The sequence below is a fragment of the Phycisphaerales bacterium genome (assembly GCA_035627955.1).
Lineage (GTDB): Bacteria > Planctomycetota > Phycisphaerae > Phycisphaerales > UBA1924 > JAEYTB01.
The window spans coordinates 197341-223942 of sequence record DASPKU010000007.1; the positions used below are offsets into that span (position 1 = coordinate 197341).

General features: G+C 68.9%; 23 protein-coding genes. 11 read left to right on the plus strand and 12 right to left on the minus strand.

What is annotated here, in order from left to right; genetic code table 11:
• Positions 1-99 precede the first annotated feature (99 nt).
• The 7 genes from VD997_07010 (at position 100) to VD997_07040 (ending at position 7170) form a co-directional block, all read left to right on the plus strand.
• Positions 100-1356 (plus strand): hypothetical protein, encoded by a 1257-nt coding sequence (locus tag VD997_07010; protein HYE61729.1) that lies wholly within the window; start codon positions 100-102, stop codon positions 1354-1356.
• A 361-nt stretch (positions 1357-1717) separates the two neighbouring features.
• Positions 1718-2971, plus strand: a complete 1254-nt coding sequence (locus tag VD997_07015; protein ID HYE61730.1) for a hypothetical protein — start codon at positions 1718-1720, stop codon at positions 2969-2971.
• A gap of 36 nt (positions 2972-3007) precedes the next feature.
• Positions 3008-4534 carry an NADH-ubiquinone oxidoreductase-F iron-sulfur binding region domain-containing protein gene (locus VD997_07020; GenBank protein HYE61731.1) on the plus strand — a complete coding sequence of 509 codons (1527 nt, stop codon included), beginning with the start codon at positions 3008-3010 and terminating at the stop codon, positions 4532-4534.
• Between the two features lie 186 nt (positions 4535-4720).
• The gene (locus VD997_07025) at positions 4721-5095 is read left to right on the plus strand and encodes an enhanced serine sensitivity protein SseB C-terminal domain-containing protein (GenBank protein ID HYE61732.1); all 375 of its coding nucleotides are present in this window, start codon (positions 4721-4723) and stop codon (positions 5093-5095) included.
• Between the two features lie 35 nt (positions 5096-5130).
• Positions 5131-5664: a hypothetical protein gene (locus tag VD997_07030; GenBank protein ID HYE61733.1), complete on the plus strand. Its 534-nt coding sequence runs from the start codon at positions 5131-5133 to the stop codon at positions 5662-5664.
• 95 nt (positions 5665-5759) lie between these two features.
• Positions 5760-6407, plus strand: coding sequence for a four helix bundle suffix domain-containing protein (locus VD997_07035; protein HYE61734.1), 648 nt, complete (start codon positions 5760-5762; stop codon positions 6405-6407).
• A gap of 211 nt (positions 6408-6618) precedes the next feature.
• Positions 6619-7170 carry an SMI1/KNR4 family protein gene (locus tag VD997_07040; GenBank protein HYE61735.1) on the plus strand — a complete coding sequence of 184 codons (552 nt, stop codon included), beginning with the start codon at positions 6619-6621 and terminating at the stop codon, positions 7168-7170.
• Positions 7171-7381: 211 nt separating this feature from the next.
• On the opposite strand, the gene VD997_07045 is transcribed toward VD997_07040, so the two are convergent.
• From VD997_07045 to VD997_07065, 5 genes are all read right to left on the minus strand, one after another.
• A complete protein-coding gene (locus VD997_07045) occupies positions 7382-7642 on the minus strand; it encodes a hypothetical protein (protein HYE61736.1) in 261 nt (86 codons plus the stop codon).
• 909 nt (positions 7643-8551) lie between these two features.
• Positions 8552-9004: a hypothetical protein gene (locus tag VD997_07050; GenBank protein HYE61737.1), complete on the minus strand. Its 453-nt coding sequence runs from the start codon at positions 9002-9004 to the stop codon at positions 8552-8554.
• A 54-nt stretch (positions 9005-9058) separates the two neighbouring features.
• Positions 9059-9514, minus strand: a complete 456-nt coding sequence (locus VD997_07055) for a zinc ribbon domain-containing protein (GenBank protein ID HYE61738.1) — start codon at positions 9512-9514, stop codon at positions 9059-9061.
• A gap of 50 nt (positions 9515-9564) precedes the next feature.
• Entirely contained in the window at positions 9565-11010 is a 1446-nt protein-coding gene (locus tag VD997_07060; GenBank protein ID HYE61739.1) for a PQQ-dependent sugar dehydrogenase, read from the minus strand.
• Between the two features lie 27 nt (positions 11011-11037).
• Entirely contained in the window at positions 11038-11904 is an 867-nt protein-coding gene (locus tag VD997_07065; GenBank protein HYE61740.1) for a hypothetical protein, read from the minus strand.
• Positions 11905-12059: 155 nt separating this feature from the next.
• Here VD997_07065 and VD997_07070 point away from each other — a divergent pair, with 155 nt between their 5' ends.
• Positions 12060-12371, plus strand: a complete 312-nt coding sequence (locus VD997_07070; GenBank protein HYE61741.1) for a hypothetical protein — start codon at positions 12060-12062, stop codon at positions 12369-12371.
• Here VD997_07070 and VD997_07075 read toward each other — a convergent pair.
• Positions 12358-14127 (minus strand): tetratricopeptide repeat protein, encoded by a 1770-nt coding sequence (locus tag VD997_07075; GenBank protein ID HYE61742.1) that lies wholly within the window; start codon positions 14125-14127, stop codon positions 12358-12360. The two genes, VD997_07070 and VD997_07075, sit on opposite strands and share 14 nt — an antisense overlap.
• Positions 14128-14389: 262 nt before the next feature.
• Between VD997_07075 and VD997_07080 the strand changes: the two genes are divergently transcribed.
• From VD997_07080 to VD997_07090, 3 genes are all read left to right on the plus strand, one after another.
• Positions 14390-15058, plus strand: coding sequence for a response regulator (locus tag VD997_07080; protein ID HYE61743.1), 669 nt, complete (start codon positions 14390-14392; stop codon positions 15056-15058).
• Positions 15059-15135: 77 nt separating this feature from the next.
• Positions 15136-17442: an HDOD domain-containing protein gene (locus tag VD997_07085; GenBank protein ID HYE61744.1), complete on the plus strand. Its 2307-nt coding sequence runs from the start codon at positions 15136-15138 to the stop codon at positions 17440-17442.
• 279 nt (positions 17443-17721) lie between these two features.
• Positions 17722-18837 (plus strand): hypothetical protein, encoded by a 1116-nt coding sequence (locus VD997_07090; GenBank protein ID HYE61745.1) that lies wholly within the window; start codon positions 17722-17724, stop codon positions 18835-18837.
• A gap of 96 nt (positions 18838-18933) precedes the next feature.
• Here VD997_07090 and VD997_07095 read toward each other — a convergent pair whose 3' ends face one another.
• From VD997_07095 to VD997_07120, 6 genes are all read right to left on the minus strand, one after another.
• The gene (locus VD997_07095) at positions 18934-20175 is read right to left on the minus strand and encodes an ABC transporter permease (protein HYE61746.1); all 1242 of its coding nucleotides are present in this window, start codon (positions 20173-20175) and stop codon (positions 18934-18936) included.
• Between the two features lie 45 nt (positions 20176-20220).
• A complete protein-coding gene (locus VD997_07100) occupies positions 20221-21042 on the minus strand; it encodes an ABC transporter ATP-binding protein (GenBank protein HYE61747.1) in 822 nt (273 codons plus the stop codon).
• Positions 21032-22342, minus strand: a complete 1311-nt coding sequence (locus tag VD997_07105) for an efflux RND transporter periplasmic adaptor subunit (GenBank protein HYE61748.1) — start codon at positions 22340-22342, stop codon at positions 21032-21034. Before VD997_07105 ends, VD997_07100 begins: the two co-directional genes overlap by 11 nt.
• A gap of 226 nt (positions 22343-22568) precedes the next feature.
• The gene (locus VD997_07110) at positions 22569-23198 is read right to left on the minus strand and encodes a hypothetical protein (protein HYE61749.1); all 630 of its coding nucleotides are present in this window, start codon (positions 23196-23198) and stop codon (positions 22569-22571) included.
• Positions 23195-25282, minus strand: coding sequence for a glycosyltransferase family 2 protein (locus VD997_07115; GenBank protein HYE61750.1), 2088 nt, complete (start codon positions 25280-25282; stop codon positions 23195-23197). Before VD997_07115 ends, VD997_07110 begins: the two co-directional genes overlap by 4 nt.
• Positions 25279-26562, minus strand: a complete 1284-nt coding sequence (locus tag VD997_07120) for a glycosyltransferase family 4 protein (GenBank protein ID HYE61751.1) — start codon at positions 26560-26562, stop codon at positions 25279-25281. Before VD997_07120 ends, VD997_07115 begins: the two co-directional genes overlap by 4 nt.
• Between the last annotated feature and the right edge of the window lie 40 nt (positions 26563-26602).

Consider the following 26602-nt stretch of genomic DNA (forward strand, 5'->3'; position numbering starts at 1 on the left):
GGGCCGAGAACCTTGGTCATCGCACCAGCACGACCCCGCGTACACCCTTGCCAACCGCCCCCATCGTGCTAACTTGGCCCTCCTTTAGAGGTGCCCACGATGCGTACCCGTCTTCACCTGTGGCCGCTCGCCCTCGCCCTGATCCTGCCCGCGGCCCCCGCGCTCGGTCAGCCCCTCACCACCGCCTTCACCTACCAGGGCGAGCTCGGCGCGTCCGGCGGCCCCGCGAGCGGCACGTACGACCTCCGTTTCGCCCTCTTCTCCGCGCCGGCGGGCGGCACTCAGTCGGGCGTCACGCTCTGCGCCGATGATGTCGCGGTTGTGGACGGCCGCTTCACGGTGGAGCTCGACTTCGGCCCTCAGTTCACCGGCGTGCAGCAGCACCTCGAAATCCTGGTCCGGCCCGACACCGGCAGCGGGTGCGGCGACGCCTCCGGCTTCACCACACTGACGCCGCGGACGCCGCTCACCGCCACGCCCAACGCCTCCTTCGCTCTGACCGCCGCGGTCGCGCAGACCGCCCACGCCAGCGCTCCCGCCGGCTTCCGCTTCCCCGACGGCTCCATCCAGCACCGCGCGGCGGCGGGCGCGACAAGCCCATTAGTCACCAGCGGCCTGCCCGCGGGCTCCACCTTCACCGTCACCCTCGGCGGCACCCCCGCCACGCTCGTCGGCGCGTACACCGTCAACCGCGTGATGTCCGCCAGCGGAAACACTCCGACCGGCGGCTACACGTTCCAGCAGGGCACGTTCAAGGTCCGCCGCCCCCTGACCAGCGACACCACCTGGGCCGACTGGATCCTGACCGGGACACGGCCGCCGCTCAACATGACCCTTGCCTGCAACGGCGCCAGCGTGGTCTGGTCAACCAGCAACATCGCCATCCGTCAGCTCCGCCTCACCAGCGTCGACGGCGTCACCTACGAAGAAGCCGAGCTGCACCCTTCCGGCACGCAGCTCAATCTCCTCCGCACCGTCAGCGGCTCTGCGGTCACCGACCCACCCTCAACCGACCTGCCGGGCACGATCTTCGCCATCAACAACGCCGCCGACCCCAGCATCGTGGTCTACGGCCCCACCTCCGGACTCCTCCTGCCAATGGACCCCACGACCGGCCAAAGCACCGGCGGCCGCAGCTTCTTCACCTGTACGGTCCGCACCAACCCCTTCGCGTCCCCCGTCATCCGCGACCACTTCCTCAACACCGCTAACAACGTGCCCGCGGCCGTGGTCGTCAACGGCAACCAGTGGCGGACCGGCCCACGCTATTACCCCACCTCCTGCACGCTCCGCCTCGCCGATGACGGCCTGCCCATCGAGGAGTACGGCATCGTTCTGCACCCGCCGGGCACGTGACGCCCGTCACCGTCGCCCTCGTCCGCCCCGCCCGCACGCTACTTCTTCTCTCTCTTCTTCTTCGGCTTGGGCAGCTCCGGCCCGCAGTCATCATCCGCGATCAACCCATCCGCGGCCACGACCCCGCCAGCGCCGCCGCGATCGCGCCCGCCCGCCGCCCTCGTACCGCGCCAGCTCCGGGTCGGCCGCGCAGCCGCTCGCGCCGGCAACGATCGCCGCGCACACCCCGGGCGCGATGACGCCGCGCCAGTAGCCCATCCCAATCACCTAAGACCCGCCCGGCCCGCGGTCAATAGCAAACGCCACGTCTTGCCAAACACCGACCCCGTGCTACCTTTGCCGCCCTCCGGAGGTCCATCCCATGCGTACCCGTCCCGCCCGGTGGCCGCTCGCGCTGCTCGCAACGCCCTTGCTCGCGCTCCCCGCCCTTGCCCAGCCCCTCACCAGCACCTTCACCTACCAGGGCGAGCTCGCCAACGGCGGCCAGCCCGCCAGCGGCGTCTTCGACCTTGAGTTCCGGCTGTTCGATTCCGCCGCCGGAGCCACGCAAGTCGGCCCAACCCTCTGCTCCGACAACCTTACGATCACCGGCGGCCGCTTCACCGTCCAGCTCGACTTCGGACCCGTGTTCGGCGGCCCGTCCCGGTACCTCCAGGTCCGCGCGCGTCAGGACACCGGCCTCTCCTGCGCCGACCCCGCCGGGCTCGTCACCCTCGAGCCACGCACGAACCTCACCGCGTCGCCCGCGGCCTCCTACGCCCTCTCCGCCCCCGCCGCCGGCCTCACCGGCCTCCTCCCCGACGACCGTCTCACCAGCAACATCCCACGCCTCGACGCGACCAACCAGTTCTGGGGCATCAACCAGTTCAACGGCTTCACCGGCGTCAACCGCGGCTTCCCCCTCACCAGCGCCGAAGTCTTCGGCCTCCAGAACTCCCCCGCCCAGACCGGCTACGTGGGCATGTACATCAGCTCCACCGCCGGCGAGTCGGGCCTGCCCTTCTACGGCTACGCCGTCAACGGCCAGTACGCCTGGAGCATGCTCGACTCGGGCGGCACGTGGCACCTGGTCAACAACGGCCTTCCCCTGAGCGTCACCAGCAACCAGAACGTCGGCATCGGCAACCCATCCCCCGAGCGCCGCCTCGACGTCGCCGGCACCGCCCGCGCGGACGAGTTCGAGTACTCCGCCCCCGTGACCTCGTACATCTCCATCAGCCCCACCGCCTTCGTCGGGACCGACTACATCGCCGTGCACAGCCTCAACGGCCACGTGAGCGCGCCCACCGCGTCGAACATCCACATGTTCGCGCCGCTCAACCTCCCCCACGGCGCCACCATCACGGGTGCCGAGCTCAGGGTGCTGAACCAGTCTGGGAACTTCGTCCGCTTCCGCGTGCTCTACACGCCCTGGTTCGGGTCCGAGGCCACCGCCACCAACATCTACGACGTCTCCACCACCGACGCAGGCGTGCTGACCCTGACCGCCTCGAACCTCAACCACCAAGTCAACAACGAGGGCGGCACCCTCAGCATCTACGTCCGCGGCGGCCTGCAGGTGGCCCGGATCTACGGCGCCCGCATCGAGTACACCATGCCCCGCCCCGCCCGCTGACCACGGCCCCTGCCTCTACCCCTACACTCCCCGCCTATGGCCACCCCCGCCCCCGCTCCTGGCAAAGACCCCAGCATCAACCCCAACCTCTCTGGGCCCATCCTCACCCAGCGCATCCCCTGCTGGCCCTACGCCGACCCGAAGCTCCGCCACATCGTCCACATCGACGAGTACCTCAAAACAGGCGGCTACGAGGGCCTCCGCAAGGCCCTCGCCATGAAGCCCGACGACGTCACCGACGCCGTCAAAAAATCCACCCTCCGCGGCCGCGGCGGCGCCGGCTTCCCCACCGGCCTCAAGTGGACCTTCCTCCCCAAGGTCACCCCCAACCCCGACGGCACCGAACCCGACGCGGGCCAGCGCTACCTCGCCGTCAACGCCGACGAGTCCGAGCCCGGCACCTTCAAGGACCGGCTGCTCATGGACTTCGACCCCCACCTGCTGCTCGAAGGCATCGCCATTGCCTGCTACGCCTGCCGCATCCCCACCGCCTACATCTTCATCCGCGGCGAGTACCACCACCAGGCCCACGTCCTCGAGGAGGCCATTAAGGAGGCCTACGCCGCGGGGGTATTTGGTGGCACCGGTCTCCCGACCGGTGTGCCTTCGTCTTCATCCTCCGCCCGCGACATCCTCGGCAACCTCCGCACCTCCGCCGCCAACGGCCGCCCCTTCCAGGTCGACTGCTACGTCCACCGCGGCGCCGGCGCCTACATCTGCGGCGAAGAGACCGGCCTGCTCGAGGCCCTCGAGGGCAAGCGCGGCTGGCCGCGCATCAAGCCCCCCTTCCCCGCCATCAAGGGCCTCTTCGGCAAGCCGACCATCATCAACAACGTCGAGACCCTCGCCCACCTCCCCAGCATCATCGTCAACGGCCCCGAGTGGTTCACGAAGCAGGGCGTCGCCAGCAGCCTCGGCGGCAACAACCCGCCCTCCTACGGCACCAAGCTCATGGGCGTCTCCGGCCACGTCAACCGCCCCGGCATCTTCGAGCTCGAGCTGGGCATCAAACTCCGCACCCTCGTCGAGCACCCCCAGCTCTGCGGCGGCATGAAGCACGGCAAGAAGTTCAAAGCCGCCATCCCCGGCGGCATCTCCATGGGCATCCTCGGCACCGACCAGTTCGACGCCGAGCTCGACTTCGACATCGGCCGCAAGTACAACGTCCTGGGCCTGGGCACGGCCTGCCCCACCATCTTCGACGAGGACACCGACATGGTGGCCGTCGCCCGCAACATCGCCCGCTTCTTCAAGCACGAAAGCTGCGGCCAGTGCACCCCCTGCCGCGAAGGCTCCGGCTGGCTCTACCAGCTCATGGGCCGCATCGAAGAGGGCAACGCCAAAACCAAGGACCTCGACCTCGCCCTCGAGATCGCAACCAGTATGGGCTCCATGCCCGGCACCACCATCTGCGGCCTCGCCGACGGCAACAACTGGGCCGTCCGCACCATCATGAACAAGTTCTGGGGCGAGTTCGAGAAGAGAGTCAAGCCCACGTTCGTGCCGGTGAAGGTGTCGATCGGCGCCAACGCCAAAACCGCCGTCAGCGCCGGCACCCGCTGATCTCGACATTGCCGAGGACCAACGAGCCCGACGCGCAAGCGAGGGTCTTCACCCCGTAGGGGTGACCGCATGTAGCCGTGGGTTAGCGAGTCCGCGAGCGTAACCCCCGGTCACGCACGCGTCCGTGTCCGCAGCCCGAAGGGGTGCTCGCACCTCACCCTCCACGATGCGGTACGCTCCCACCGCATGCAGCCCCAAAGGATCTTCTTCGGCCAGCCGAGCCAACGCCCCACAAAGCTGCTGAACTCCATCGCCCAGGCGCTCGCCACCGACCCGCATGCCACCGCGGCGTATCTCGGCCAGATGTACACCGTCGGGACCGACCCGGCACCCGTCGTCACCATCGGCCTCGCCGCCGGACCTCACTTCCATGAGGCACGCGCTCGGCTGGAACCAACCCTGCTCGCCTGGACCACCGAAGCTGACGCCCCCGTCGACCTCGTAGACGTCAACGAGCGCGGCACGATGTCCGATTACCTCCGCAGCACGATCCCGTTCTGGGAACGCAACCCGCCCGGACTCTTCCGACGGCTCGTGCGCGCGTTGACAAAGAAACGTTGACCGCGCGATCGCACCGACTGCTATCGTGCCGCGGCATGCCCACTCCGGGACCCACCCCCGACCCCACCCTGAAACCCTTCGTCTACTCCTGGGGCCTGCGCTCGCGCGCCCCGATCTCGCACTACCGCCGCGCGCTCGTTTTCGCGCCCCTCGCCGCCGCCGCCCTCACCTACGCCGCCGTCCGCGCCACCAACGACCCCAATCGCTGGATTTACGCCGCCATCGCCGCCGTGGTGTGGGTCCTCGCCATCACCCTCTTTGTCCACCCCATCATCGCCCGCCGCACCCCCGCCTCCCGCAATATCAAGGTCCACGAGTTCCGCCGCGTGATCGAGTTCCACAACGCGCCGATCACCACCGGCCTCTTCCGCACCCGCACCCTGCCCCACTACGAGTGCCCCATCGCGGACGTCCGCTCCGTCAGGCTCCGCCGTGGCGCCACCGGCCCCCACCTCTTCATTGAAACCCCCGAAGGCCGCGTCCACATCACCACCCGCCACGACACTATTAGAGTCGAAGAGCTCTACCTCATACTCCGCGACCTCACCAACGCGCCTAGGCCTCGTTAGACTTGCTCACGTCCCATGCTCTCGCATGCTTCCCATGGCTCCCATGGGAGTCATGGGAGTGCATGTGAACGCATGCAATCAAGGCGAGTCTTCCGATGCCCGACTCCCCCGAGCACTTCCTGCCCGTCCACCGCGACTACCACCTCCTCCTGTCATTCCAGAAGGCCGAGGTGATCTTCGACATCACCTTCCACTTCTGCGAGCGGTTCTTGTCGAGGGGTGATCGCACCGTCGATCAGATGACCCAGGCCGCACGTTCGGGCAAGCAGAACATCATCGAGGGCAGCAAGGCCGGGCTCACCTCCCGCGAGATGGAGATCAAGCTCACCAACGTCGCCCGCGCCAGCCTCGAGGAACTGCTCAACGACTACCTCGACTACCTGCGCCCCCGAGAGCTACCGATCTGGGACCGCAACTCTAAGGAGGCGCTCTTCGTTCGACAGCTCTCCCGCGAACTCCACCCGAGCTCCACCGGGTCACATGCCTCTCCTGCCTCCCATTGCTCACACCCCTCCCGCACCCCCGCCGAAGCCCGCGCCCTCCTCATCGACTTTGCAAAAACCAAGCCCCCCGAGGTCGTCGCCAACATCGCTCTCTGCCTGATCCACCAGACCAACTACCTTCTCGACCAGCAGGTGCGGCGCCTCGAGCACGACTTCCTCAAGCACGGCGGCATGCGCGAAGCCATGACCAGGGCCCGCCTCCAGCACCGTTCACAGAAGAAACCGCCATCACAGAGCTGACGAGTGTCCCGCATGCGTTCTCATGCACTCGCATGGCTCCCATCGGGAGTGGACCTTCTGGAGGCCGTTGAGCCGCGTCCCTCGTCCCTGAAAACTCCGCTGGTGCAAAAGGGGCTCAGCCGCCCCTCTTGCGACTCCCTGCTGAAGGCACCGCGAGGTGCGGGACCCGTCCGCACCAGCGTGCGAGGCGCCGATTGCTACGCTGCGCGGCATGCAGCCGGAATCCCCCGCCCAGCTCCTCGCCCGCCTGGCCGCGCACTGCCTCCGCCATGATCTCCCCCCGCCCCAGCCCGCCAACCGGCACGAGATCGCGCTCCTCCGCCTCGCGGTTCCCTTCGAACTCCCCCAGGACCTCCTGCACTGGCTCTCCCTCTTCCGCGGCGGGGTTGTCTCCCTCCGCGACATCGACCGCTTCTACGGCACCGACGCGCAGCTCAGCATCGCGGGCGAACTCGAGCTTGACCCGTCGCTTGCGGAGCGCCGCTGGGTCCCCATCGCCAACGACGGCTGCGGCGACCTCTACTGCCTGGTCTGCCCGGCGACCGGCCCGCGCCCGGTCGTCTTCGTTGACCACGAGCTCGGATCGGATTCTGCGTACATGGTGGCCTCGGGCCTTTTCCCGTTCCTTCAAGTGATCCTCTCCGAGCCGGAGAACGACGACGATCCGAACTACGAGCCGGTCTACACCAACCCGGACCGGTTCTTCGAGGCCGATCCCGCGGCCGCCGCCATCCGCGGCTTCCGCTACGCGTGGCAGGAGTGAGCGCGGGTGCATTGGCGCACCCCATGGCGGCGTTGTCCGCCCGTGCGGGTTCACGGCCACCGTCCAATCCACTGAGAACGGCCCGAGAGCTCGAGAGGGGCGGCCCTGACTGAAACCCCTCTCGGTTGCGCGGCGTCCCTCGTCGCTTAAAACTCCGCTGGTGCAAAAGGGGTTTTAGTCGGGCCCCTCTTGCGACTCCCTGCCCGGACCCTCAGCCACCGGCCTCACCCGCCCCACCGTCACGCCTCAGACGCCGCAACTCGGTCACCGCCTCATCCAGCGCCGCCCTCAGCACCCCCACCTCAAACCGCCACGCGCGCTGCCCCACAAGCGGCGCAAATAACTCCACGCGGTAATCCCCGCCCGCACCACTGGGCTCCGACACAATCGCCACGACGCCCTCCGCGCACGTCACTTCCGCCACAAGCCCTTCGTAGTCGGGGTGGGACCAGACCTGTACCTCCAGCGGCATGCATCAACGGTACCAGTCAACCGCAGCACCGCGCACAAAATCTCCGCCCCAATCCCCACAACCACTTGCGCGCGTCACAACCACGTTTGTGCGCAAACTCGTGGACATGCGCGCAGCCCCTCTTCCCGCCGCGTCCCCCGCGCCCTAGATTCCTCTACACGCCCCAGCCCCGCACCCGCCCCAGCCTTCCGCCCACGCCTCCACACCCAGGAGCCCGCCATGCAAGCGAACCCACCCGCCCAGGACGCCGCGTGCGCCGACCGCGCCTCATCCGAAAGCCCCTCCCTGAGGGAGGGGTTGGGGTGGGTTCGTTCGACTTGCAGCGAACTGCCGCCCGGCTCGCGCGCCTTGCCCTCCTCCAACGCAACTCCCCCACATCCGACATCCGACATCGCACATCCCACATTGCCCCCCCTCTCCCTCCACGACCAGTCCACCCTCCTCGCCCTCATCCTCAGCGACTTCGACCTCCTCGAGGCCGCGTCCAGCGCACAGTCCACGCCGCTCGAACTGCTCACCTTCTCCGCCCGTGAAGACATCGCGCCCTACCTCGCCCAGCACCGCACCCTCACCCACGCCCGCATGGAGCACCAGGCCCTCGAAACCCTCTCGCGCCTGCTCACCCAACCCCGCGAAATCAGCAAGCAGGCCCAGCTCGCCAACATCGAGTCCCGCCGCGCGGCCACCACCATCCTCCGCGCCCTCGCCGTCGCCCGCACGCCAACGAGCCCGACGCGCCAGCGAGGGTCTTCCCCTCCCCGTCCCGAACCACGCCAAGGGAAGAGCGCCCCCCACTTCACCACGTCGGCTACCCCGCAAGTCACACACACTGCGTCCACTCAGTTCGCGGTCCCCTCATATGACTCCTATGAGTCCTCTGGCTCCTATCCCCAACCTGCTCCCGCCCACTCACCTCTCCACCCGCCACGCCCCCCCGCACTCCGGGCACACGCGGCAACCGTCGGGTTCGGGCACGAGGTCCCACAGGTTGTAGCCGCAGCTGGCGCAGCACCCGCGCCGGACCAGCTCCGCGCTGAGCGGCTCGGCGCTGGTGCGGCGCCATATCCATTGCCCGGCGGTGGCGAACCACGCCAGCATGACAACCAGCGTGACCGCGAACGCCCAATCAACGCCGATGATCGGCCGCAGCCAGGACGCCGCGAGCGTCGCTACCAGCGGTGCCCCGCCCCCCACGACGATCGCGGCGAGCCAGTTCTTCAGTTTCCGCCGCGACCACGGCTGTCCTATGAGCGAATCCTGAGCGGCCTGCACCACCTCGCGGTTCTTCCTGCCGTACCACGACACACGCATCATCTCGACACGCCGGCCACGGTGATCCCTGATCATCACACGCCCGATCACACCGCCAGCCTACCGCGCCCACCCCCGCTCGAGCGCCGCGACTATGCCGCGGAGTTACACCTCCACCCGCCACGCCCCCCCGCACTCCGGGCACACGCGACAGCCGTCGGGCTCGGCCTCCACGCCTGCGAGGGCGTACCCGCAGCTGGGGCAGCGGCCGATCTTCAGCAGCGCCACCCGCACCCGCGCGGCCTTGCCGCGCCGGTCGATGCCGCGCAGGCAGTACACGGCGGCGAAGAAGGGCACCAGGAAGGCCAGCGCCTCCACCACGCGGCTGGTGATCACGGGCCTGATCCACTGCTGGTACACGATGAACACGCCGATGAACAGCGCGATTGGGAGGAGTGCCCCCGCGACCTCCGAGCGGTTGAGGTGGGCGTTGCTGGGCAGCCGCTGCGCCGCCACGGCCGCGACCACCGCCTCGCGGTCCTCGCGCGTCCGCACGTCCCGCTCGTCAAAGAGCGGGACCGACGCCCCGCGGTCATCCAGGATTGTCACGCGCCCGAACACGCCGCGAGCGTACCGCGCGGCTCAGGCGCCGCCACCAACCCCACCAACCCTCAGCACCACCCTCCACCCAGCACCCGGAAGAACGCCTCGATGTCCTGGTCGGTGCCGATATCGCCGTCGCCGTTGAAGTCCGAGTCCTCGCCCGCGGGACAGGTGCCGCCCAGGCAGGCGAAGAAGGCCTCGATGTCCTGGTCGGTGCCGACGTCGCCGTCGTGGTTGAAGTCAGAGGTGCCGCACCCGCACTGGCTGGCGACGTCGGTACTCACGAGGCGGTACACCCCGCCGTTGCTGCCGCAGATGTACAGCTCGCCGCTGGCGTCCTGGCCGAAGCTGTAGATGGCCGGGCGTGGCTGCCCCGACCACACCTGCGCGGTGATGTCGGTGATCTCGGTCAGCAGCGTCCCGTCGTAGACGCTGGTCCACACCTTGCCCGAGCAGTAGTCGCCGAAGAGGTACTTCCCGTGCAGCCACGGCATCGCGCAGCCCCGGTACACGTACCCGCCCGACACGGCGCACTCGCTGGTGCCGCCGCTGAGGTACGCGTACGCCGGCGGCACCAGCGACGGGTTGTTGCAGGCGCAGCTGGTGCTGGTGGTGCTGCCGTTGCAGAAGAACCCCTCCATGCAGTTCCAGCCATAGTTGCGGCCAGCGGCCGCGGGCGGGGCAGGGGCGACATTGATCTCCTCCCACACGCCCGCGCCCACGTCCCCGATGTACAGCTCACCGGTGAGGCGGTCGAAGGAGCACCGCCACGGGTTGCGCAGGCCGTAGGCCCAGATCTCGTCGTCGCCTTCGACGTTCACGAAGGGGTTGTCGGAGGGGATCGCGTAGTGCTTGTTGGCGTCGGCGGGGAACTGGTCGTCGTCGGCATTGCCAGGGATGTTGTCCAGGCCGTCGACGTCGAGACGGTGGATCTTGCCCAGGGCGTTGTCGGTGATGTCGGGGGCGTTGGTGGAGACGCCGCGCTCGCCCCATGCGATGAACAGGTTGCCGTCGGGGTCGTTGGGGGCGAAGGCGATCCAGCCGCCGTTGTGGTTCCCGGTGCTGGCGGTGTAGGCCCAGATGGTGGCGGCGGAGTCGGGGTCCGCGATGTTGGGGTTGGCGGCGCTCACGCGGTAGCGGACGATCACGCGCTGGTCGGTGGGGCTGGCGACGCGGTTGTAGTAGAGGTAGAAGTAGCCGTTGCTGGCGTACTGGGGGTGGAAGGCCATGCCCAGCAGCCCGCCCTCGCCGCCGTAGCGGACGCTCGGGACGGTGAGGAACGGCGTGGGCTCGACCGCACCGGTCGCGGCGTTCATCACGCGGATCGTGCCGGGCTGCTCCACCACCCACAGCCGATCGTGCACGCCCTCGGGCTGCGTGACGAGGATGGGGCGGTTGAAGCTGGCGCTGCTGACCCGCTGGGCGCGAACCGTCTGCGCCTCAACGGTTCCGGACAGCGCCGCGACGCACACCACACCTGCCACCACGCCCGCCGCGAGCATCCCACGAGCCATCCGCCCCTCCTTGTTGTCACCAGTGGATCAGCAGGTGCCGCCGCCCAGCACTCGGAAGAAGGCCTCGATGTCCTGGTCGGTGCCGGTGTCGCCGTCGCCGTTGAAGTCGGCGCCGTTGTGCCAGCAGGTGTCGCAGCACGTGCCGCCGAGGCAGGCGAAGAACGCCTCGATGTCCTGGTCGGTACCGGAGTCGCCGTCGCCGTTGAAGTCCTGCGGGCCGCAGCTGCTGGCCTCCTGGCCGAAGAGCTTGAAGGGGAAGTCGCGGGGGACGGAGACCCAGTTGCCCTGGAAGAGCTGCGCGGAATCCTGTCCGGCGCGCTGGGCGAGGGGGATCGAGCCCGGGGCGGAGGTCACGCCCGGCTCCCCTTCGACAGAGACGCCGACCCAGTACGTGCCGGGCTGGAGGACAGGGGCCCAAGTCATGTCGATCTCGACCTGAAAGATGGGGCGGGTGTTGCTGGCGGCGCCGCTGGAAGAGAGTCGCCAGCACCGCGTCCACATGCCGCCGCGGAGGCGGTTGGTGGTGAGGTCGCCGGCGATGACCACGCCGCCCAGGCGCGGGTCGGCGTCGAAGATCTGCACGAACGCCGCGGGGAAACGGAAGTCGGTGTGAAGGTTGGACGCGACCTGCGACTGCACCTCGTAGAAGTAGAGCTCGCTGAGCTGCCACGCCGCGGTGGCGGTGAAGCTCTCGGCGATCATGAGGGCGCCGTTGGCTGTGGTCGGGTCGTTGCCCAGGGAGATGGCCGTGCCGGTCTCGGTGACCGAGTTATCGGTTCCGTCGGGGCCTGCCCCCGGGTGGGTGACGAACGTGCCGTTGTCGAACAGCAGGTTCTGGGCCAGGACAGGGGAGGCGGACAGTGCGAGCGCGGCGACAACGAGGTGGGTACGCATGGTTTCTCTCTAGGTAGATACGGACCGGCAGAACCCCCGCCACCCCTCGGGGACCTCCCTGTACGTGCCCGCGGCGGGCAGGTTGCCATTATCGCGGGGGGCGCGGCTGCCTCCAAGCCGATTTCGCCCTCGATTGGTAGAGTGGGGAACCGGACATGCCCCTGCTCAAACGACGATTCGAACCCGAACGACTGCCGCCGATGCTCATCGCCCTCGCGGGGGCGATGGTGCCCGTGCTGGCGCGGGCGCACTCGAAGGAGGTTGGGGCCTGGGTGGGGCGGCACTGGTACCTGTGGGTGCCGGTGTTCCTGGTGCCGTGGGTGTGGGCCGTCAGGCGGTACCTGCGGGCGAAGTCCAGATCGGAGCAGGGGGCAAGGTACACCTGCCACGCGTGCGGGTACGACCTCGTGGCGCACGTCAGGGGCGAGCGGTGCCCGGAGTGCGGGGCGCCGTTCAGGCTTCCTTAGCTCTTGGGGTGACGCGCTCGGCCCAGGCCTGCTGCAGCAGGTCGCGGAACCGGCGGGCGAAGCCGGGGCCGTCGCAGATGGGGCTGGCGAGGACCTCATTACGGAGCTGCTGCCGCAGGGCGGCGCGGCGGGACGCGTCATTCGCGAGCTCTACAGCGACGCGGACGTAGTCGTCCTCGGTCGCCGCGCAGAGCTCGGGGTGGCCCACGGCGGTGAGGATCGACAAGGCCGCGCGGCTGGCGGACGTCCGGCCCGCGAGCGAGACATAGGGCACACCCATGAGCAGGGCCTCGACCACGGTGACCGCGCCGTTGTAGGGGAAGGTGTCGAGGGCGATGTCGAGCTCGCTGTAGGCGGGGAGCACGCCCTCGCGCGTCGGTGCGGGAGGTCGCGGGTCGATGCGGGCGGGGTCGATGCCGAGCGCGGCGAAACGCTGGCGAAGGTCGTCGCGGACTTCTGGTTCTCTGAGGCCGGTGTGCATGAGCACCAGGCGCGAGCTGGGGACCGCGTGGAGCACGCGCGCCCACAAAGCGAGCAGCGGGCCGTTCATCTTGAGGAGGCTGGAGAACGAACCGAACGTAATGACGGTCTGCGGGTCGCTGGGCGCAGGCCGGAGGGGCGGGAGCTCGCGCGGCGCGCGGTAGGACATGTAGCAGGGGTCCAGCCGCAGCAGGCGCTCGGTGTGGAAGGGTTCGACGCCGTGCGGGTCGGTGAGCGAATCGACGATGCGGAAGTCGCAGGCGCGCAGGCCTGTGGTGTTGGGGTAGCCGGTGTAGGTCATCTGCACCGGCGCGGGGCGGAGTGCGAAGAGCGGCAGCGCGTGCCCGGCGGTATGCCCCGCAAGGTCGATGAGCACGTCGACGCCATCGGCGCGCACGGCCTTCGCGGCGTCGCCGAAAGTGCGCCCGCGGAGCGAGGTCCATTGGTCCGCGCGCCGGCGGAGACGCTTCGATGTGTCGTCCTCGGGGCCCAGCGGGTAGCAGGCCACGTGCAGCGTGGAGCGGTCGGCGTACTCGAGGAAGTTCTCGATGAGGTGCGCCACCGCGTGCTCGCGCAGGTCGGGGGACACCAGGCCAACCCGCAGCCGCCCGTCGGGGCGGGGCGGCGCTGGCGGCGGTGCGTCGGGCACGCCCAGCTGCTGCTCGAGCAGCAGGCCGAACGCGCGGTGGGCTTTGAAGATCTCAGCAGGCTCAGCGTCGGGCGCGTAGTTGAGCGTGCAGCAGAGGGCGTCGGCGAGGTTGAGGTCGTGAGGGTTCTGGGCCGCGAGGGCGCGGAGCATCGGCAGGCCTTCGTCGAGGCGGCCGCGGGGCTGGAAGGTGTGGGTCCAGTTGGCGCGGAGGACCGGGTGCGAGGGGTTGCTCGCCAGGGCCCGCGCGAGCACACGCTCGGCCTGCACGTGCCGGTTGGACCGCGAGTAGAGCTCACCCAGGCCGATGCTGATCTGCGGCTCATCGGGGGCCCGTTCGAGGGCGCGGAGGAACAGCGGCTCGGCTTCCTCGGTGCGACCCAGCCGCAGCAGGATGTTGGCGAGGTTGTGCAGGGCCTGCGGGTGGTCGGGCATGCCTGCGAGCAGCCTGCGGGCGAAGTGCTCGGCGCGGGCGTTGTCGTTCACCTTGGCGAGCACGTACGACATCATGGAGACAAGCTCGAGGTCGCGGGGGCTGCGCGCGAGGGCGCGTTCGAGCAGCGGGATGGCCGCGGCGTGCTGACCCTGGTCGATCAGCGTGTTGATCCGCTCGTGCGGGGAGCTCGACATGCGCCCACGTTATACGCCCGCCGGGACTGGGACCCCCGGACGGCCGCGGCACGTGCGTCAGGCGGTAGGTCCCCAGACCCGGGAGGGCTGGCATGGGCGGCACAACCGGAAACTTGGACATCCCCGGGGCGGTTCCCGGACGCGTGGGCGGGTCCACGCGTGAATCTGGGCAGGGTGGGGGTCGATGAAGCCCTGTAGCACGCGGGCGAACTGGGCAGAGTTGCACAGGTGCGCGGCGTGCAGCGTGGTCAGGACCCGAGATATGTCAATGGAACCCGAGAACGAGGACCTGTCGACCAAGCGCGTGTTCACCACGGGCGAGGCGGCGCAGATCTGCAAGGTGAGCCAGCAGACGATCATCCGCTGCTTTGATTCAGGGCGGCTGACGGGCTTCCGCGTGCCGGGGAGCAAGTTCCGGCGGATCCCGCGGGATGAGCTCGTGCGGTTCATGCGGGCGAACAACATCCCGCTGTCGGCGCTGGGGAGCGGGCGCAAGCGCGTGCTGGCGGTGGACGACGACCCGCGGATCGTGGAGCTGTACGTCGATCTGCTGGGGCGGGACGGGCGGTTCGACGTCAAGACGGCGGGGAACGGGTACGACGCGGGGCTGCTGACCGAGGCGTTCCGGCCGCAGCTGATCATCCTGGACTACATGCTGCCGGACATCAACGGCAACATCGTGTGCCAGCGGGTGCGCGAGAACGCGAACCTGGCGGACACCAAGGTGCTGTGCGTGAGCGGCGTGGTGAACCAGGCGGAAATCGACGGGCTGATTTCCGCTGGGGCGAACGCGTTCCTCAAGAAGCCGTTCGATGTGCCGGTGCTGATGGGCAAGATCGAGGAGCTGCTGGAGCTGGAGGCGGAGGCGGGGGAGGAAGGCCAGAGCTCAAAGCTCAAAGCGCAGAGCTCAAATGGGAACGGAGTGCACTAGAACTGGAGGCTCAGGCGAAGGGCTCGCGGACGTGGTTCTGATTTGAGCCTTGAGCTTTTGAGCTTCGAGCTTTCCATATGACGGTCCCGGCGACACCAACCCCAGACCTCGCCCGTGCCCGCCAGGTGGAGATGATCCTGGAGCGGGTGCGGACGCTGCCCACGCTGTCACCGGTGGCCGCGCGGCTGCTGGCGATCGGCACCATTGACGAGGTGCTGATCTCGGATGTGGTCAAGATCATCGAGAGCGACCCGGCGCTGTCGGCGCGGATCCTGGGCTTGTGCCGGCGGGCGGACAAGGGATTAGGCGACCGCATCACGACGGTGAAGCGGGCGGTGCTGATGCTGGGGATTGAGGCCGTGCGGTCGGCGGCGCTGTCGGTGAGCGTGTACGACCTGATGACGCGGGAGGATGAGCAGGCGAGCGAGGCGCTGGACGCGTCGATGGTGTCGGAGCATGCGGAAGCGGAGAGCCGGAATCGGAGAACCGAGAGCGGTGGCGGGGAGCGGGCGTTTGACCGCAAGGGGTTCTGGAAGCACTCAATCGCGGTGGCGTGCGCGGCGGAGTTGATCGCGCAGAACAATCCGAAGCTGCGGGTGATGCCGGAGGAGGCGTTCCTGGCGGGGCTGCTGCACGATGTGGGCAAGCTCGTGCTGGAGCTGGTGCTGCCGCGGAGCTACGAGCGGGTCTTGGCCCTCGCGCACCGGCGGGCGTGCGACAGCGGCGCGGTGGAGCGGACGGTGCTGGGGCTGGACCATCACACGGCCGGGCGGCGCGTGGCGGAGCACTGGGGGCTGCCGGAGCCGATCCAGAACGTGATCTGGCTGCATGGGCAGGCGTGGGCGGCGCTTCCGGAGGGGCCGGACCGGGCGCTGACGGGGATCGTGACGGTCGCGAAGGCGGTGTGCAGGCGGCTGCACCTGGGGTGGTCGGGGGACTTTGGGCCTGTGCCGGATGCGGACCGGCTGTGGTCGGACATGGGGCTCAAGCAGGGCGGGCCCGCGCTGATCGCGGGGCCGCTGCACGTGGCCATCGCTGACCGGTTGAAGATCCTGGGGCTGGACGACACGACGCCGCCGGGGCTGCTGCTGGAGAGCCTCGCGAACGCGAACCGGCAGCTGAGCGACCTCAACAACGCGCTGCAGGAGCGGGCGACGCTGAGCGTCTCGCAGACGAAGGTGCTGGAGGCGATCGAGCAGTTCCATGCGCTGGGGGGCCCAAGGCGCACAGTGGCGGAGACGATGGGCGTGGTGGCGCAGTCGGCGCTGCGGGCGTTCGGGCCGGGCTACTTCGGGGTGCTGGTGCAGGATGAGTTCGCGTGGCGGCTGGTGCGGCTGGATGCGTCGGGCGTGCCCGTGGGGGCGGTGATGCTGGAGGCGCTGCCGGAGCGGCTGGCGTCGGCGCTCACGGCATTGTCGCACGGGGCGGCGCTGAACGCGGGGGTGCTGGGGCTGCTGCCGTGGCTGGGCAAGCATGTGGAGGCGGCGGGCGACAAGCGGAAGCTGCGGGTGATGCCGATCGGCGTGGGCGGTGGCGGGCGCGAGGAGGGGCCGTTCGCGCTGCTGCTGACGGACCGGGACATCGGCGAAGGGCTCGCGCCGGGCATCCTGCGGGCGGTGACGGCGACGTGGAGCGCGGCCCTGGCGAGCGCGGCGGAGCGGGAGCGCTCGCGGCGGCTGCACGATCAGCTGGTGGAGTCCAACCGCGCGGTGGCGGACATGCAGGCGCGGCTGGCCGAGCACGAGGCGATGGCGAAGCTGGGGCAGACGACCGCGGGGGCGGCGCACGAGATGAATAACCCGCTGTGCGTGATGTCGGGGCATGCGCAGCTGCTGATGCGGCGACTGGAGGATGAGAGGGACAAGGCCGCGGCGAAGGCGATCGCGGACGCGGCGAAGGAGCTGTCGAGCCTGATCTCGAGCCTGCACCTGCTGTCGCAGACGCCCGAGTGCCGCCCGAGGCCGGTGGCGGTGCGGGCGGTGGTGGACGCGGCGGTGGCTCATGCTCGCCAGCGTGCGGGGGTGGAGACGGCCGTGAGCGTTGACATCGGTGTGCCCACGCCGACGCTGGACCCGGAGCTCACCGAGGGCGTGCTGACGGAACTTATGGCCAATGCGCTGGAGGCGTGCCCGGCGGGGCCGGTGTCGGTGGAGGTCGTTGAGCGCGATGGGTGCGTGGAGTTTGTGGTGGAGGACGCGGGGCCGGGGCTGAGCGAGGCGGCGCGCCAGCACGCGTTTGACCCGTTCTTCTCCGACAAGCGGGCGGGGCGGGGGAAGGGGCTTGGGTTGACGCGGGCGCAGCGGATGGCGGGGGCGATGGGCGGGGAGGTGCGGCTGGTTGGGTTGGAGCGGGGGACGCGGGCGGTGCTGCGGGTGCCGCAGTAGGGCGACGCCGGGACTGAGGAGTCCTCGACGAAGTCCCGGATTGGCGGGGGCTTGGGATTCGTAAGTGGTTGCGGGGTGGGCGCTTCGCGGTCGCAGGAACGGCGTCGCGCTCAATCCGGGACTTCGCCCAGGGCGGCTCAGTCCCGGCGTCGTGGTGGCGCGGTTTGTGTTCGAAGCTGATTCCGAGAACTGGGCTCAACCGCCTCTTCGTTACAGCCGATGCCATCCGTACGCCCGCATGTGTGCTTTCGCGGGCGGCCTTTACAGGGAAGACTCGCGATGGCACGGCGCAAGACCAACCGCAAGACCGCACAGGGGCTCCTCGGGCGCGTTCGCGTGCTGGTGGTGTCGACGTCGCGCGAGCGGCGCGATGCGCTGGCGTCGCGCCTGGACAGCCTCGGGTCTCACAGCCCCAGCGCGTGCGACGTGGACACGGCGCGGGCGATGCTCAACGAGTCGTTCTATGACGTGGTGATGATCGGGGACCACGCGGGCGATGCGCTGAGCGCGGTGCCGGAGCTGAACGCGGCGGACCGGTGCGTGAGCTGCATCGTGGTGGCGGAGCCGTCGATGGAGATGGCCGTGAAGGTGATGCGGGCGGGGGGGGTGGACCTTGTGGATCTTGGGTGCACCGACGCGGAGCTGTGCGCGGCCATCAAAAGCGCCGGGCAGCGGGCGCGCCGTCTGCGGGCGCGGGCGCGGCTGGAGGAGCGGCGGGCGCGGAAGCTGCGGTCGGCCTGCCGCGAGCTGAACCGGTCGCGGCACAGCCTGATGGACCAGCTGGGGAGTGTGTGCAACGACATGGCCGCGAGCTATCGTGACTTGTCGGAGCAGATGAAGCAGGTGGCGCTGGCGAGCGAGCTGAACACGATCTTCCGGCAGGAGCTCGACCTCGAGTGCCTGCTGCGGACGGTGCTGGAGTACACGCTGAAGAAGATCGGCCCCACGAACGCGGCGATCTTTCTGCCGGCGCAGTCGGGGGACTTCACGCTGGGGGCGTACGTGAACTACGACTGCCCGCGGGACACGGCGGAGACGCTGCTGGACCACCTGGCGGACATCATGGCGCCGGCGTTCGAGGGGCGTGACGACGTGGCGGTGATGCGTGGGTTGAAGGACGTGCGGCCCGAGCCCGGGCCGGCGGGCGCGTGGCTGGAGGACTCGGCCGTCGCGGCGTTCTCCTGCCGCGTGGATGGCGAGTGCCTTGCGGTGGTGGTGCTGTTCCGCGACCGGCGGACGCCGTTCACGGGGAGCGCGCCGGCGACGCTGCGGATCATCAAGGACCTGTTCGCGCAGCAGCTGTCGCGGATCGTGAAGATGAACTACCGGCACCTGCCCAAGCACCAGTGGGGCGGGTTCTTCAAGGATGAGGATGAGCGGGGGATGGCGGCGTGAGCGTGCCACGATCATGGCTCTGCATGATCGTGCCGAGTTGACGTTGCTACGTTGAGCGCGCGGAGGACACGATCATGAGGACATGATCGTGGCACATTATTCGTGCCGCAGGGCGTCGATGGGGTCGAGGCGCGCGGCCTTGATGGCGGGGAACATGCCGAAGACGACGCCGGTGACGGCGGCGACGCCGACGGCGACGAGCATGGCCCAGAGGGGGACGGCGGCGTGGCCCATGAACTTGGGGGCCGCGGTTTTGGCGATGAGGACGAGTGATTGGCTGAAGAGCAGGCCCAGGCCGCTGCCGACCACGCAGAGGGTGACGGCCTCGACGAGGAACTGGGCGAGGATGATCTCGGGGCGGGCGCCGACCGCTTTGCGCAAGCCGATCTCGCGGGTGCGCTCGCTGACGCTCACGAGCATGATGTTCATGATGCCCACGCCGCCGACCAGGAGGGAGATGGCGGCGATGCCGCCGACCAGGGCGGTCATGAAGCCGGCGACCTTGTTGAACTGCTGGCGGGCCTGCTCGATGGCCTCGATGCCGAAGGTGTTGGGGTCCTCGGGCTGGAGCTTGCGGACGCGGCGCATGTAGCTGGTGATCTCGGCCTTGGCGTCCTCGAACTGCTCGGGCTTGTAGGTCTGCGCGATCATCCAGATGCGGGGCTCGGGGCGCATCATCACGGCGGTGGAGAAGGGAATCAGCAGCTCGGTCTGGGCCTCGTTGCCGCCCATCTGGATGATGGGGTCCTTGGTCTCGACGACGCCGACGATGAGGAAGCGGCGGCCGGCGACCAGGATGGTGGTGCCGGAGGGGTCGCTGTCGAGGCCGAGCTCTTCGACGCCCTTGTCGTTGATGAGGCAGACCTGGCGGCGTTCCTCCTCGTCGATGGCCATGAAGGGGCGGCCCTGCTTGACGCTGCGGCCCTCGATATCGTGCCACTCGGGGCGGATGCCCTGGACGTTGACGCCCTTCTTGACGATGTCCTTGTACTGAACCGTCGGGTTCATGCTGGTGACGGGCGTGAGGCGCTCGAGGCTGGGGGCCGCGGTGGCGAGGCCCTCGGCCTGCTGCTGGGTGATGCGGACCTGGCGCCAGGAGAAGCGGTCGCGGACCTGCGGGGGGAAGCGGGGGAAGATCCAGATCTTGTTCGCGCCCACCTTGCTGAACTCGTCGAGGATGGTCTGGCGGGCGCCCACCATGGCTGCGACGGTCAGCACCACCGCGACCACGGCGATGATGATGCCAAGCGTCGTGAGCAGCGAGCGGACCTTGTTGGCCCAGATCTGGCCCAGGGCCAGGACGATGGTCTGGAGGATGACGCGAGGGAGGAGGAGCATTTGGAAACCGGAAACCGGAAAGCGGAAAGCGGAAGCGGGGACGTGCTAGGCGGTGGGGACGAGGGTTGGTTCGGCGGCGCGCTTGGCGGCATCGAGGGCGCGGGCGAGGTAGTCCTGGTGGATGGGGTCGTGGGTGGTGGGGTGGTCGGAGACGATCCGGCCGTCCTTGAGGCGGACGATGCGCTCGGCGTGGCCGGCGATGTCCTCCTCGTGGGTGACGATGACGATGGTCTGGCCGCTGCGGTGGAGCTCTTTGAAGAGGCCGATGATCTCCTCGCTGGTGGTGGAGTCCAGGTTGCCGGTGGGCTCGTCGGCGAGCAGGATGGAGGGCTCGTTCACCAGGGCGCGGGCCACGGCCACGCGCTGGCGCTGGCCGCCGGAGAGCTGGTTGGGCTTGTGCTTGATGCGGTGCTCGAGGCCGACCTTCTCGAGCGCTGCCTTGGCCCGCTTGCGGGCGCTGAGCCAGTGGCGGCGCGAGTAGATGAGCGGGAGCATGACGTTCTTGAGGGCGGTGGCGCGGTTGAGGAGTTCGAAGGACTGGAAGACGAAGCCGATCTCCTCGTTGCGGACGCGGGCGAGGGCGCCGGGGCCCATGGTGTGGGTGAGCTTGCCGTTGAGCTCGTAGCTGCCGCTGGTGGGCTGGTCGAGGCAGCCGAGGATGTTCATGAGCGTGGACTTGCCCGAACCGGAGGAGCCCATGATGGCGACGAACTCGTTGCGGCGGACGGTGAGGTCGACGCCGCGGAGGGCGTGGACCTGCTCGCTGCCGATCTTGTAGACCTTGGTGAGGGCGCGGATCTGGAGGGTGACGGGCTGCTGCCCCGTACCGGATGGAGTCGCTGCGGGCGGGCGGGTTTCAGCCACCATGCGCGCCGTCCTTGGCGGTGGCGGTCTTGGTGTCGCCGCTTTTGGCTGGGTCCGGCTGCGTGCCCTCCTCCATGACGAGGTGGTCGTCCCGGAGGTTCACGAGCTCTTTGAAAGGACCGACGATGATGCGGTCGCCCTCTTTGAGGCCGCGGAGGATCATGGTGTCGGTGAGGTCGCTGGCGCCGGTGGTGACGGGGACGGAGCGGGCCTTGCCCTCGTTCATGACGTAGACGACGCGGACGAACTTCTTGTTCTTGTCGATGAGCGGGTTGTCGGCGGTGATGGCGGCGGGCAGCTCCTCGCGCACGCGATCAAGCACGGCCTGGCTGGGGACCTTGATGACTTCGCGGTAGGTCTCGACCTCGATGTCGGCGTTGGCGGTCATGCCCGAGCGGAGGACCATGTCGGCGGGCGCTTCGAGGACGATGTCGGTGAGGAAGTAGGCGGTCATGTCCTTGTCGACCTCCTTCTTGAGGCCGACGTGCTCGACGGTGCCGATGATGGGCGTGTCGGGGAAGGAGTTGACGTAGACGCGGGCCTTCTGCCCTTCCTTGACGAACGCGATGTTGGCCTCGTCGATCTTGGCCTTGAGGAGCATCACCCCGAGGTCGGCGACCTCCATGATGATGCTGCCGGGGTTGTTGAGGGTGCCGACGACGACGGTCTCGCCCACCTCGGCGTTGAGCTTGGTGACGACGCCGTCGAAAGGGGCGGTGATGGTGGTGTTGTCCAGGTCCTTCTCGGCGCGGAGGATGTTGGCCTTGGCGATTTCGATGGAGTGCTCGGCCACGCGCATGGCGCTCTCGGCACGCCGGTACTCGGTCTCGAACTGGTCGAGCTCGGCCTTGGAGATGTCGCCGGTCTCGGCGAGCTTCTGGCGGCGGGTGCGCTCGGAGAGTGCGTTCTCGAGGGCCGCGCGGGCGCCCTCGTAGCGGGCCTGCTCGGACTTGAGGGAGGCTTTCGCGGATTCGAGGAGGGCCTGGAGGTCGCGGGCGTCGAGGCGGATCAGGACGTCGCCGGCCTTGACGCGGTCGTTCTCGCGGAAGGGCAGGGCGATGATGCGGGCGGAGACCTGGGCGGAGATCTCGACCTTGGTCTTGGGCTCGATCTCGCCGGGGGTGGAGATGGTGCGGACGAGGTCGTCCTTGATGGCCGCGCCGACACGGACGGTTTTGGGCTTGCTCTCGGGGTTCATCCACTGGCGGAGGTCATCCGCGAGGCCGGACTGCTTGAAGAAGTAGGTGCCGGCGCCGGCGAGCGCGGCGACGATAACCACGAAGGCGAGGACCCACTTCCACACGCGCACGCTCCCGAAAAGCCGGCGACCACCCCTGACCGACGGCGACGTGAGTTTATACCGAGGCGGGTAATCCCAGTCTGTGGGAATTGCGGTTCTCGCGTTTTGAGTTTGAGGGGGAAGGGGACCACCGCGGAGTTGGCGGAGGGGGCGGAGTTTCGCGGAGGAGGAGAGGGTGGCGAAGACCAGCCCCTGATTGAGTGTGGTGAGTGGAGGGCGTGGGCGCTGGTCAGGCCTTGAAGGGCTTGCGGTCCTTCACCTTCACCGCCGGGTTGCCGGCGTAGACGGACCAGGGCTCGAGGTCCTTCATGGCGCAGGCGCGGGCGCCGAGCACGGCCCCGGTGCGGACGGTGACGTTGGGGCCGACGAACGCGTCCGCGGCGATCCAGGCGTAGTCCTCGATGACGATCGGGGGCCTGAGCAGGGGCATGTCGGGGCGGCGGAAGTCGTGGGTGCCGGCGCAGAGGTGGGCGCCCTGCGAGACCGAGACGTGGCGGCCGATGGTGACCTTGCCCAGGCAGTAGACGATGCCGCGGTCGCCGACGGAGGAGTTGTCGCCGATGGTGAGGTTCCAGGGCTGCTCGATGAGCACGCTGGGGCGGAGCCGGACGGGGCGGCCGATCTTGGCGCCGAAGAGGCGGAGGAGGGCGTTGCGCGGGCCGTACCAGTTGTGGAAGGTGAAGCGGAAGAGGACCTGGCCAAGGTAGTTCCACAGGACGCGGAGGAGGCGCTCCTTCAGCGTGTAGGGGCTCTGGCTGCGGGCAAGGAGGGCGTCGAGCTCGGCGTCGCTATCGGCCGCGCCGGTTCCGTCAACGGGCGTCGCGGGGCGGCTGGAGTGCTCGAGGCCGGGGGTGGTCACAGGTGGCGGCCTCCGGTCATTGAAGCTTCGCGCCGGGCGCGGTCGGAGTGGAGGGCCTTGCGCTCGCGGTACTTGGCGATGGAGACGAATTCGTACCAGGCGAGGAGGCGACACATGACGAAGCCGGCGTAGCCGTCGCGCCAACCCTTCTGGAAGGCGTAGGCGTAGATGAAGCGGAGGGTGGGGCGGAAGGGCAGGCCGCGAGCCATGCGCTTGAGCCAGCGGCGGCGCTCGATGGGCTCGCCGAAGAGGCGGGCTCGGACCGCGCCCTCGTCGCGGGCCTCCATGGCGTGAGCTTCCCAGCTGGTGTAGCGGTTGTGCTTCTCGATCCAGGCGGTGAGGTCGGGGTAGGCGTAGTGGAGGAACTCGTGCTCCAAGTACCCGGCCTTGCCGGTGGAGAGGACGATGTGCTCGTGCACCTCGTTGTCGCCGCTGCCGGTGTCGCCCAGAGTGCCGATGCGCTCGTAGCGGCCGACCTTGTGCTTGAGGAGGCGGACGTTCCAGGAGGGGTAGTAGCCGCAGCCGCGGAGCCACTGGCCGAAGAACATGAAGCGGCGGTTGACCCAGTAGCCGTCGCCGCAGCCGGCGAGGGCGGGGTCTTTGGGCGTGTACTGGCCGGTGACGACGCGCCGGATCTCGTCGGCGAGCTCGGGGGTCATGTACTCGTCGGCGTCGAGGATCATGACCCACTCGTTCTTCCAAGGGATCTTGTCCAGAGCCCAGTTCTTCTTCTTGGGCCATCCGCTGGCGCGGTCGTAGTGGAACTGGTAGACGTCGGCGCCCATCGCCTGCGAGAGCTCGATGGTGGGGTCGGTGGACTGGCTGTCCACGACGACGAGCTCGGTGGCCCACTGGCAGCGGCGGAGGCACTCGACGATGTTGCGCTGCTCGTTCTTGACGGGCACGAGGATGGAGACGGGGACGCTCTTGACGGCGGGCCAGGCGCCCGGGGGCATGGCGGTGGGGTTGAGCTCGCGCTCGAGGGCGTCGGCGCGATGGCGGCGGGGCTCGGCGAGCGGAGGAGCATCGGGCGTCGCGGGCGCGCCGAGGGGCGCGATCGCGGGTGCGGCGATGGTTGTGGGCGCAGGCGGTGGCGCCGCGGGCGCGTGCGTGGCGACCGTGGGCGTGCTCACCGCGCGCTCGGTGGCCAGAGCGCCCTCCGGGATTGCAAGGCCGCGGGCGGGCAGCACGGCGGCGTTGCTGGCGGCGGCACTGCGGATTTCCGCGAGCTTGAGGCTGATGAAGACGTCGTAGGTGGAGAGCAGCAGGCAGAAGCGGAAGCCGTTGACGCCGTCAAGGAAGCCGGCTCGCACGATGTACATGTAGAGGAAGCGCCACAGGCCAGAAACGGGCAGGCGCGGCAGGACCTTGCGCTTGAGCCAGCGACGCACGGCGATGCCGCGCTCCTTGGCGGCGGGGTCGTCGGGCAGGGGGTTCTGACGTTCGCGGACGAGCTGGCCGGCCTCGAGGGTGGAGTAGCGGTTGTGCTTGGCGATGAAGTGCTCAAGGCCGCGCCGGTCCTCGTGCAGCATGATGTGCTTGAGGGATGCGGTGGGCCCGTCGACGATCATGTGCTCGTGGACGTCGCGGTCCTCGTAGCGGGCGCGTCCGCGCTTGAAGAGGCGGAGGTTGTAGCTGGGGAAGTAGCCGCAGTGGCGGATGGGCTTGCCCAGGAAGTAGGTGAGGCGGTTGACGTAGAAGCCCGACTCGGTGATGTTCGCGGGATCGCGCTGGGCGATGGCGAGCATCTCGTCGCGCAGCTCGGGCGTGACGCTCTCGTCGCTGTCGAGGATGAAGACCCAGTCGGTCTGGATGGGCAGGTTGTCCAGGGCCCAGTTCTTCTGCGCGGCGTAGCCCAGCCAGGAGCGCTCGGTGACGGTGGCGCCGGCCTCGCGGGCGATGTCGCGGGTGCGGTCGGTGGAGCCGGAGTCCACGACGTGCACGGCCTCGGCCCACTGAAGCACGCTGGCGAGGGCGTGGGGGAGGTTGAGCTCCTCGTTGAAGGTGGGGATGACGACGGTGATGTTGCTGCGGAGGGCGGGCGCGGGGCGCGGGCGAGATGTGGGCTGAGCGGCAACGGTCATGGGTGGGCCGCTCCGGTAAGAGCTCGCGCACTGCTGTTTGGCTGCGTGCGGAGGCCGCGCTCGAGGACGTCGCAGAAGCGGCCCTGGAGACTCTTTTTGCTGAGGGTGGTGGCGACAACCTGCCCCGCGCGCTGGCCCATGTCGGCGAGGCGGTCGCCGGTGGTGGTCGCCATCTCGCGGAGCACGCGCTCGGCCCCGTCGACGTCGCCGTGGTTGATGTGCCAGCCGATGCGGTGGTTGACGATGAGGTCGGAGACGTGGCTGGGGTTGGGCCCAAGGAGCAGGATGGGGCGGCTCACGGCCATCGCCCCGTAGACCTTGCACGGGTGCACGATGCCCACAACCTCGTCGCCGATGGAGACCACGTGCACGTCCGCGGCTGAGAGCGAGTACTTGATCTCGCTGAGGGGCTGGTAGGGCAGGCTGCGGATGTTCGTCACGCCCCTGGCGATGCGGTCGTCCACTTCCTTCTTGCCGCCGCCGCCGCCGATGAACATGAAGACAACGTTGGGCAGATCCTGCACGCGCTCCGCGGCGTCGAGGAGCGTCGCGAGCGGGTTGGCGGGGCTGTGGTTGCCCGAGTACATGACCACGAACTTGCCGGCGAGGTTGTGCTTCGCGCGGAAGGGGTTCTGCTCGTGGGGGATGTCGTGGACCTCTTCCTCGTGGGACCAGGGCGGCATGACGGCGGTCTTGTCCTCGACGGGCACGCCCTTCTTCTTCACGCGCTCGAGCATGAAGCGGTCCATCATGACGATGTCGCTGGAGCGGCGCAGGATCATGCGGTTGAAGAAGTCGAACACGCGCACCTGGAGCGAGCCGGGGCGGGCCTTGCCCAGCGCGATCATCTGGTCTGGGTTCAGGTCCATGAGCCAGTACTTCACGGGCACGCCCTTGAGGCGGCTGAGCACCGCGCCGGCGAAGCCGCAGAAGGGCGGGCTGGTGGAGACCATGATGCCGGCGACGTTGCGCAGGAACAGCGACCGCAGCATCGCCTGGAGCACGAACAGCCACTGGGCGAGCAGGCGGATGGCGATGGACTTCTTGCCGAAGCTGGAGAGGGGCAGGCGGCGGACATCGACGCCGTTGAGCATCTCGCGCGAGGGGTATCGCTTGGTGGGGTCGTCGTAGCCGCGGGCGGAGGCGTAGACCACGGCGTGGTAGCCGCGGCGCGACATCTCCGCGGCGGCATCGGCGATGTGCTGGCCGACGGAGGCCGGGTCGGGCACGTACACCTGACTGATGATCAGGAAGACCGGTTTGGGGGGGTTGCTGGGCACGTGGGAACAGTGATAGCCGCGGCGACGGGCCGCGGTTCGG

Coding starts and splice junctions, on each gene's coding strand:
- VD997_07010 (HYE61729.1), top strand. CDS start 100: ATGCGTACCCGTCTTCACCTGTGGCCGCTCGCCCTCGCCCTGATCCTG.
- VD997_07015 (HYE61730.1), top strand. CDS start 1,718: ATGCGTACCCGTCCCGCCCGGTGGCCGCTCGCGCTGCTCGCAACGCCC.
- VD997_07020 (HYE61731.1), top strand. CDS start 3,008: ATGGCCACCCCCGCCCCCGCTCCTGGCAAAGACCCCAGCATCAACCCC.
- VD997_07025 (HYE61732.1), top strand. CDS start 4,721: ATGCAGCCCCAAAGGATCTTCTTCGGCCAGCCGAGCCAACGCCCCACA.
- VD997_07030 (HYE61733.1), top strand. CDS start 5,131: ATGCCCACTCCGGGACCCACCCCCGACCCCACCCTGAAACCCTTCGTC.
- VD997_07035 (HYE61734.1), top strand. CDS start 5,760: ATGCCCGACTCCCCCGAGCACTTCCTGCCCGTCCACCGCGACTACCAC.
- VD997_07040 (HYE61735.1), top strand. CDS start 6,619: ATGCAGCCGGAATCCCCCGCCCAGCTCCTCGCCCGCCTGGCCGCGCAC.
- VD997_07045 (HYE61736.1), bottom strand. CDS start 7,642: ATGCCGCTGGAGGTACAGGTCTGGTCCCACCCCGACTACGAAGGGCTT.
- VD997_07060 (HYE61739.1), bottom strand. CDS start 11,010: ATGGCTCGTGGGATGCTCGCGGCGGGCGTGGTGGCAGGTGTGGTGTGC.
- VD997_07065 (HYE61740.1), bottom strand. CDS start 11,904: ATGCGTACCCACCTCGTTGTCGCCGCGCTCGCACTGTCCGCCTCCCCT.
- VD997_07070 (HYE61741.1), top strand. CDS start 12,060: ATGCCCCTGCTCAAACGACGATTCGAACCCGAACGACTGCCGCCGATG.
- VD997_07075 (HYE61742.1), bottom strand. CDS start 14,127: ATGTCGAGCTCCCCGCACGAGCGGATCAACACGCTGATCGACCAGGGT.
- VD997_07080 (HYE61743.1), top strand. CDS start 14,390: ATGTCAATGGAACCCGAGAACGAGGACCTGTCGACCAAGCGCGTGTTC.
- VD997_07085 (HYE61744.1), top strand. CDS start 15,136: ATGACGGTCCCGGCGACACCAACCCCAGACCTCGCCCGTGCCCGCCAG.
- VD997_07090 (HYE61745.1), top strand. CDS start 17,722: ATGGCACGGCGCAAGACCAACCGCAAGACCGCACAGGGGCTCCTCGGG.
- VD997_07095 (HYE61746.1), bottom strand. CDS start 20,175: ATGCTCCTCCTCCCTCGCGTCATCCTCCAGACCATCGTCCTGGCCCTG.
- VD997_07100 (HYE61747.1), bottom strand. CDS start 21,042: ATGGTGGCTGAAACCCGCCCGCCCGCAGCGACTCCATCCGGTACGGGG.
- VD997_07115 (HYE61750.1), bottom strand. CDS start 25,282: ATGACCGTTGCCGCTCAGCCCACATCTCGCCCGCGCCCCGCGCCCGCC.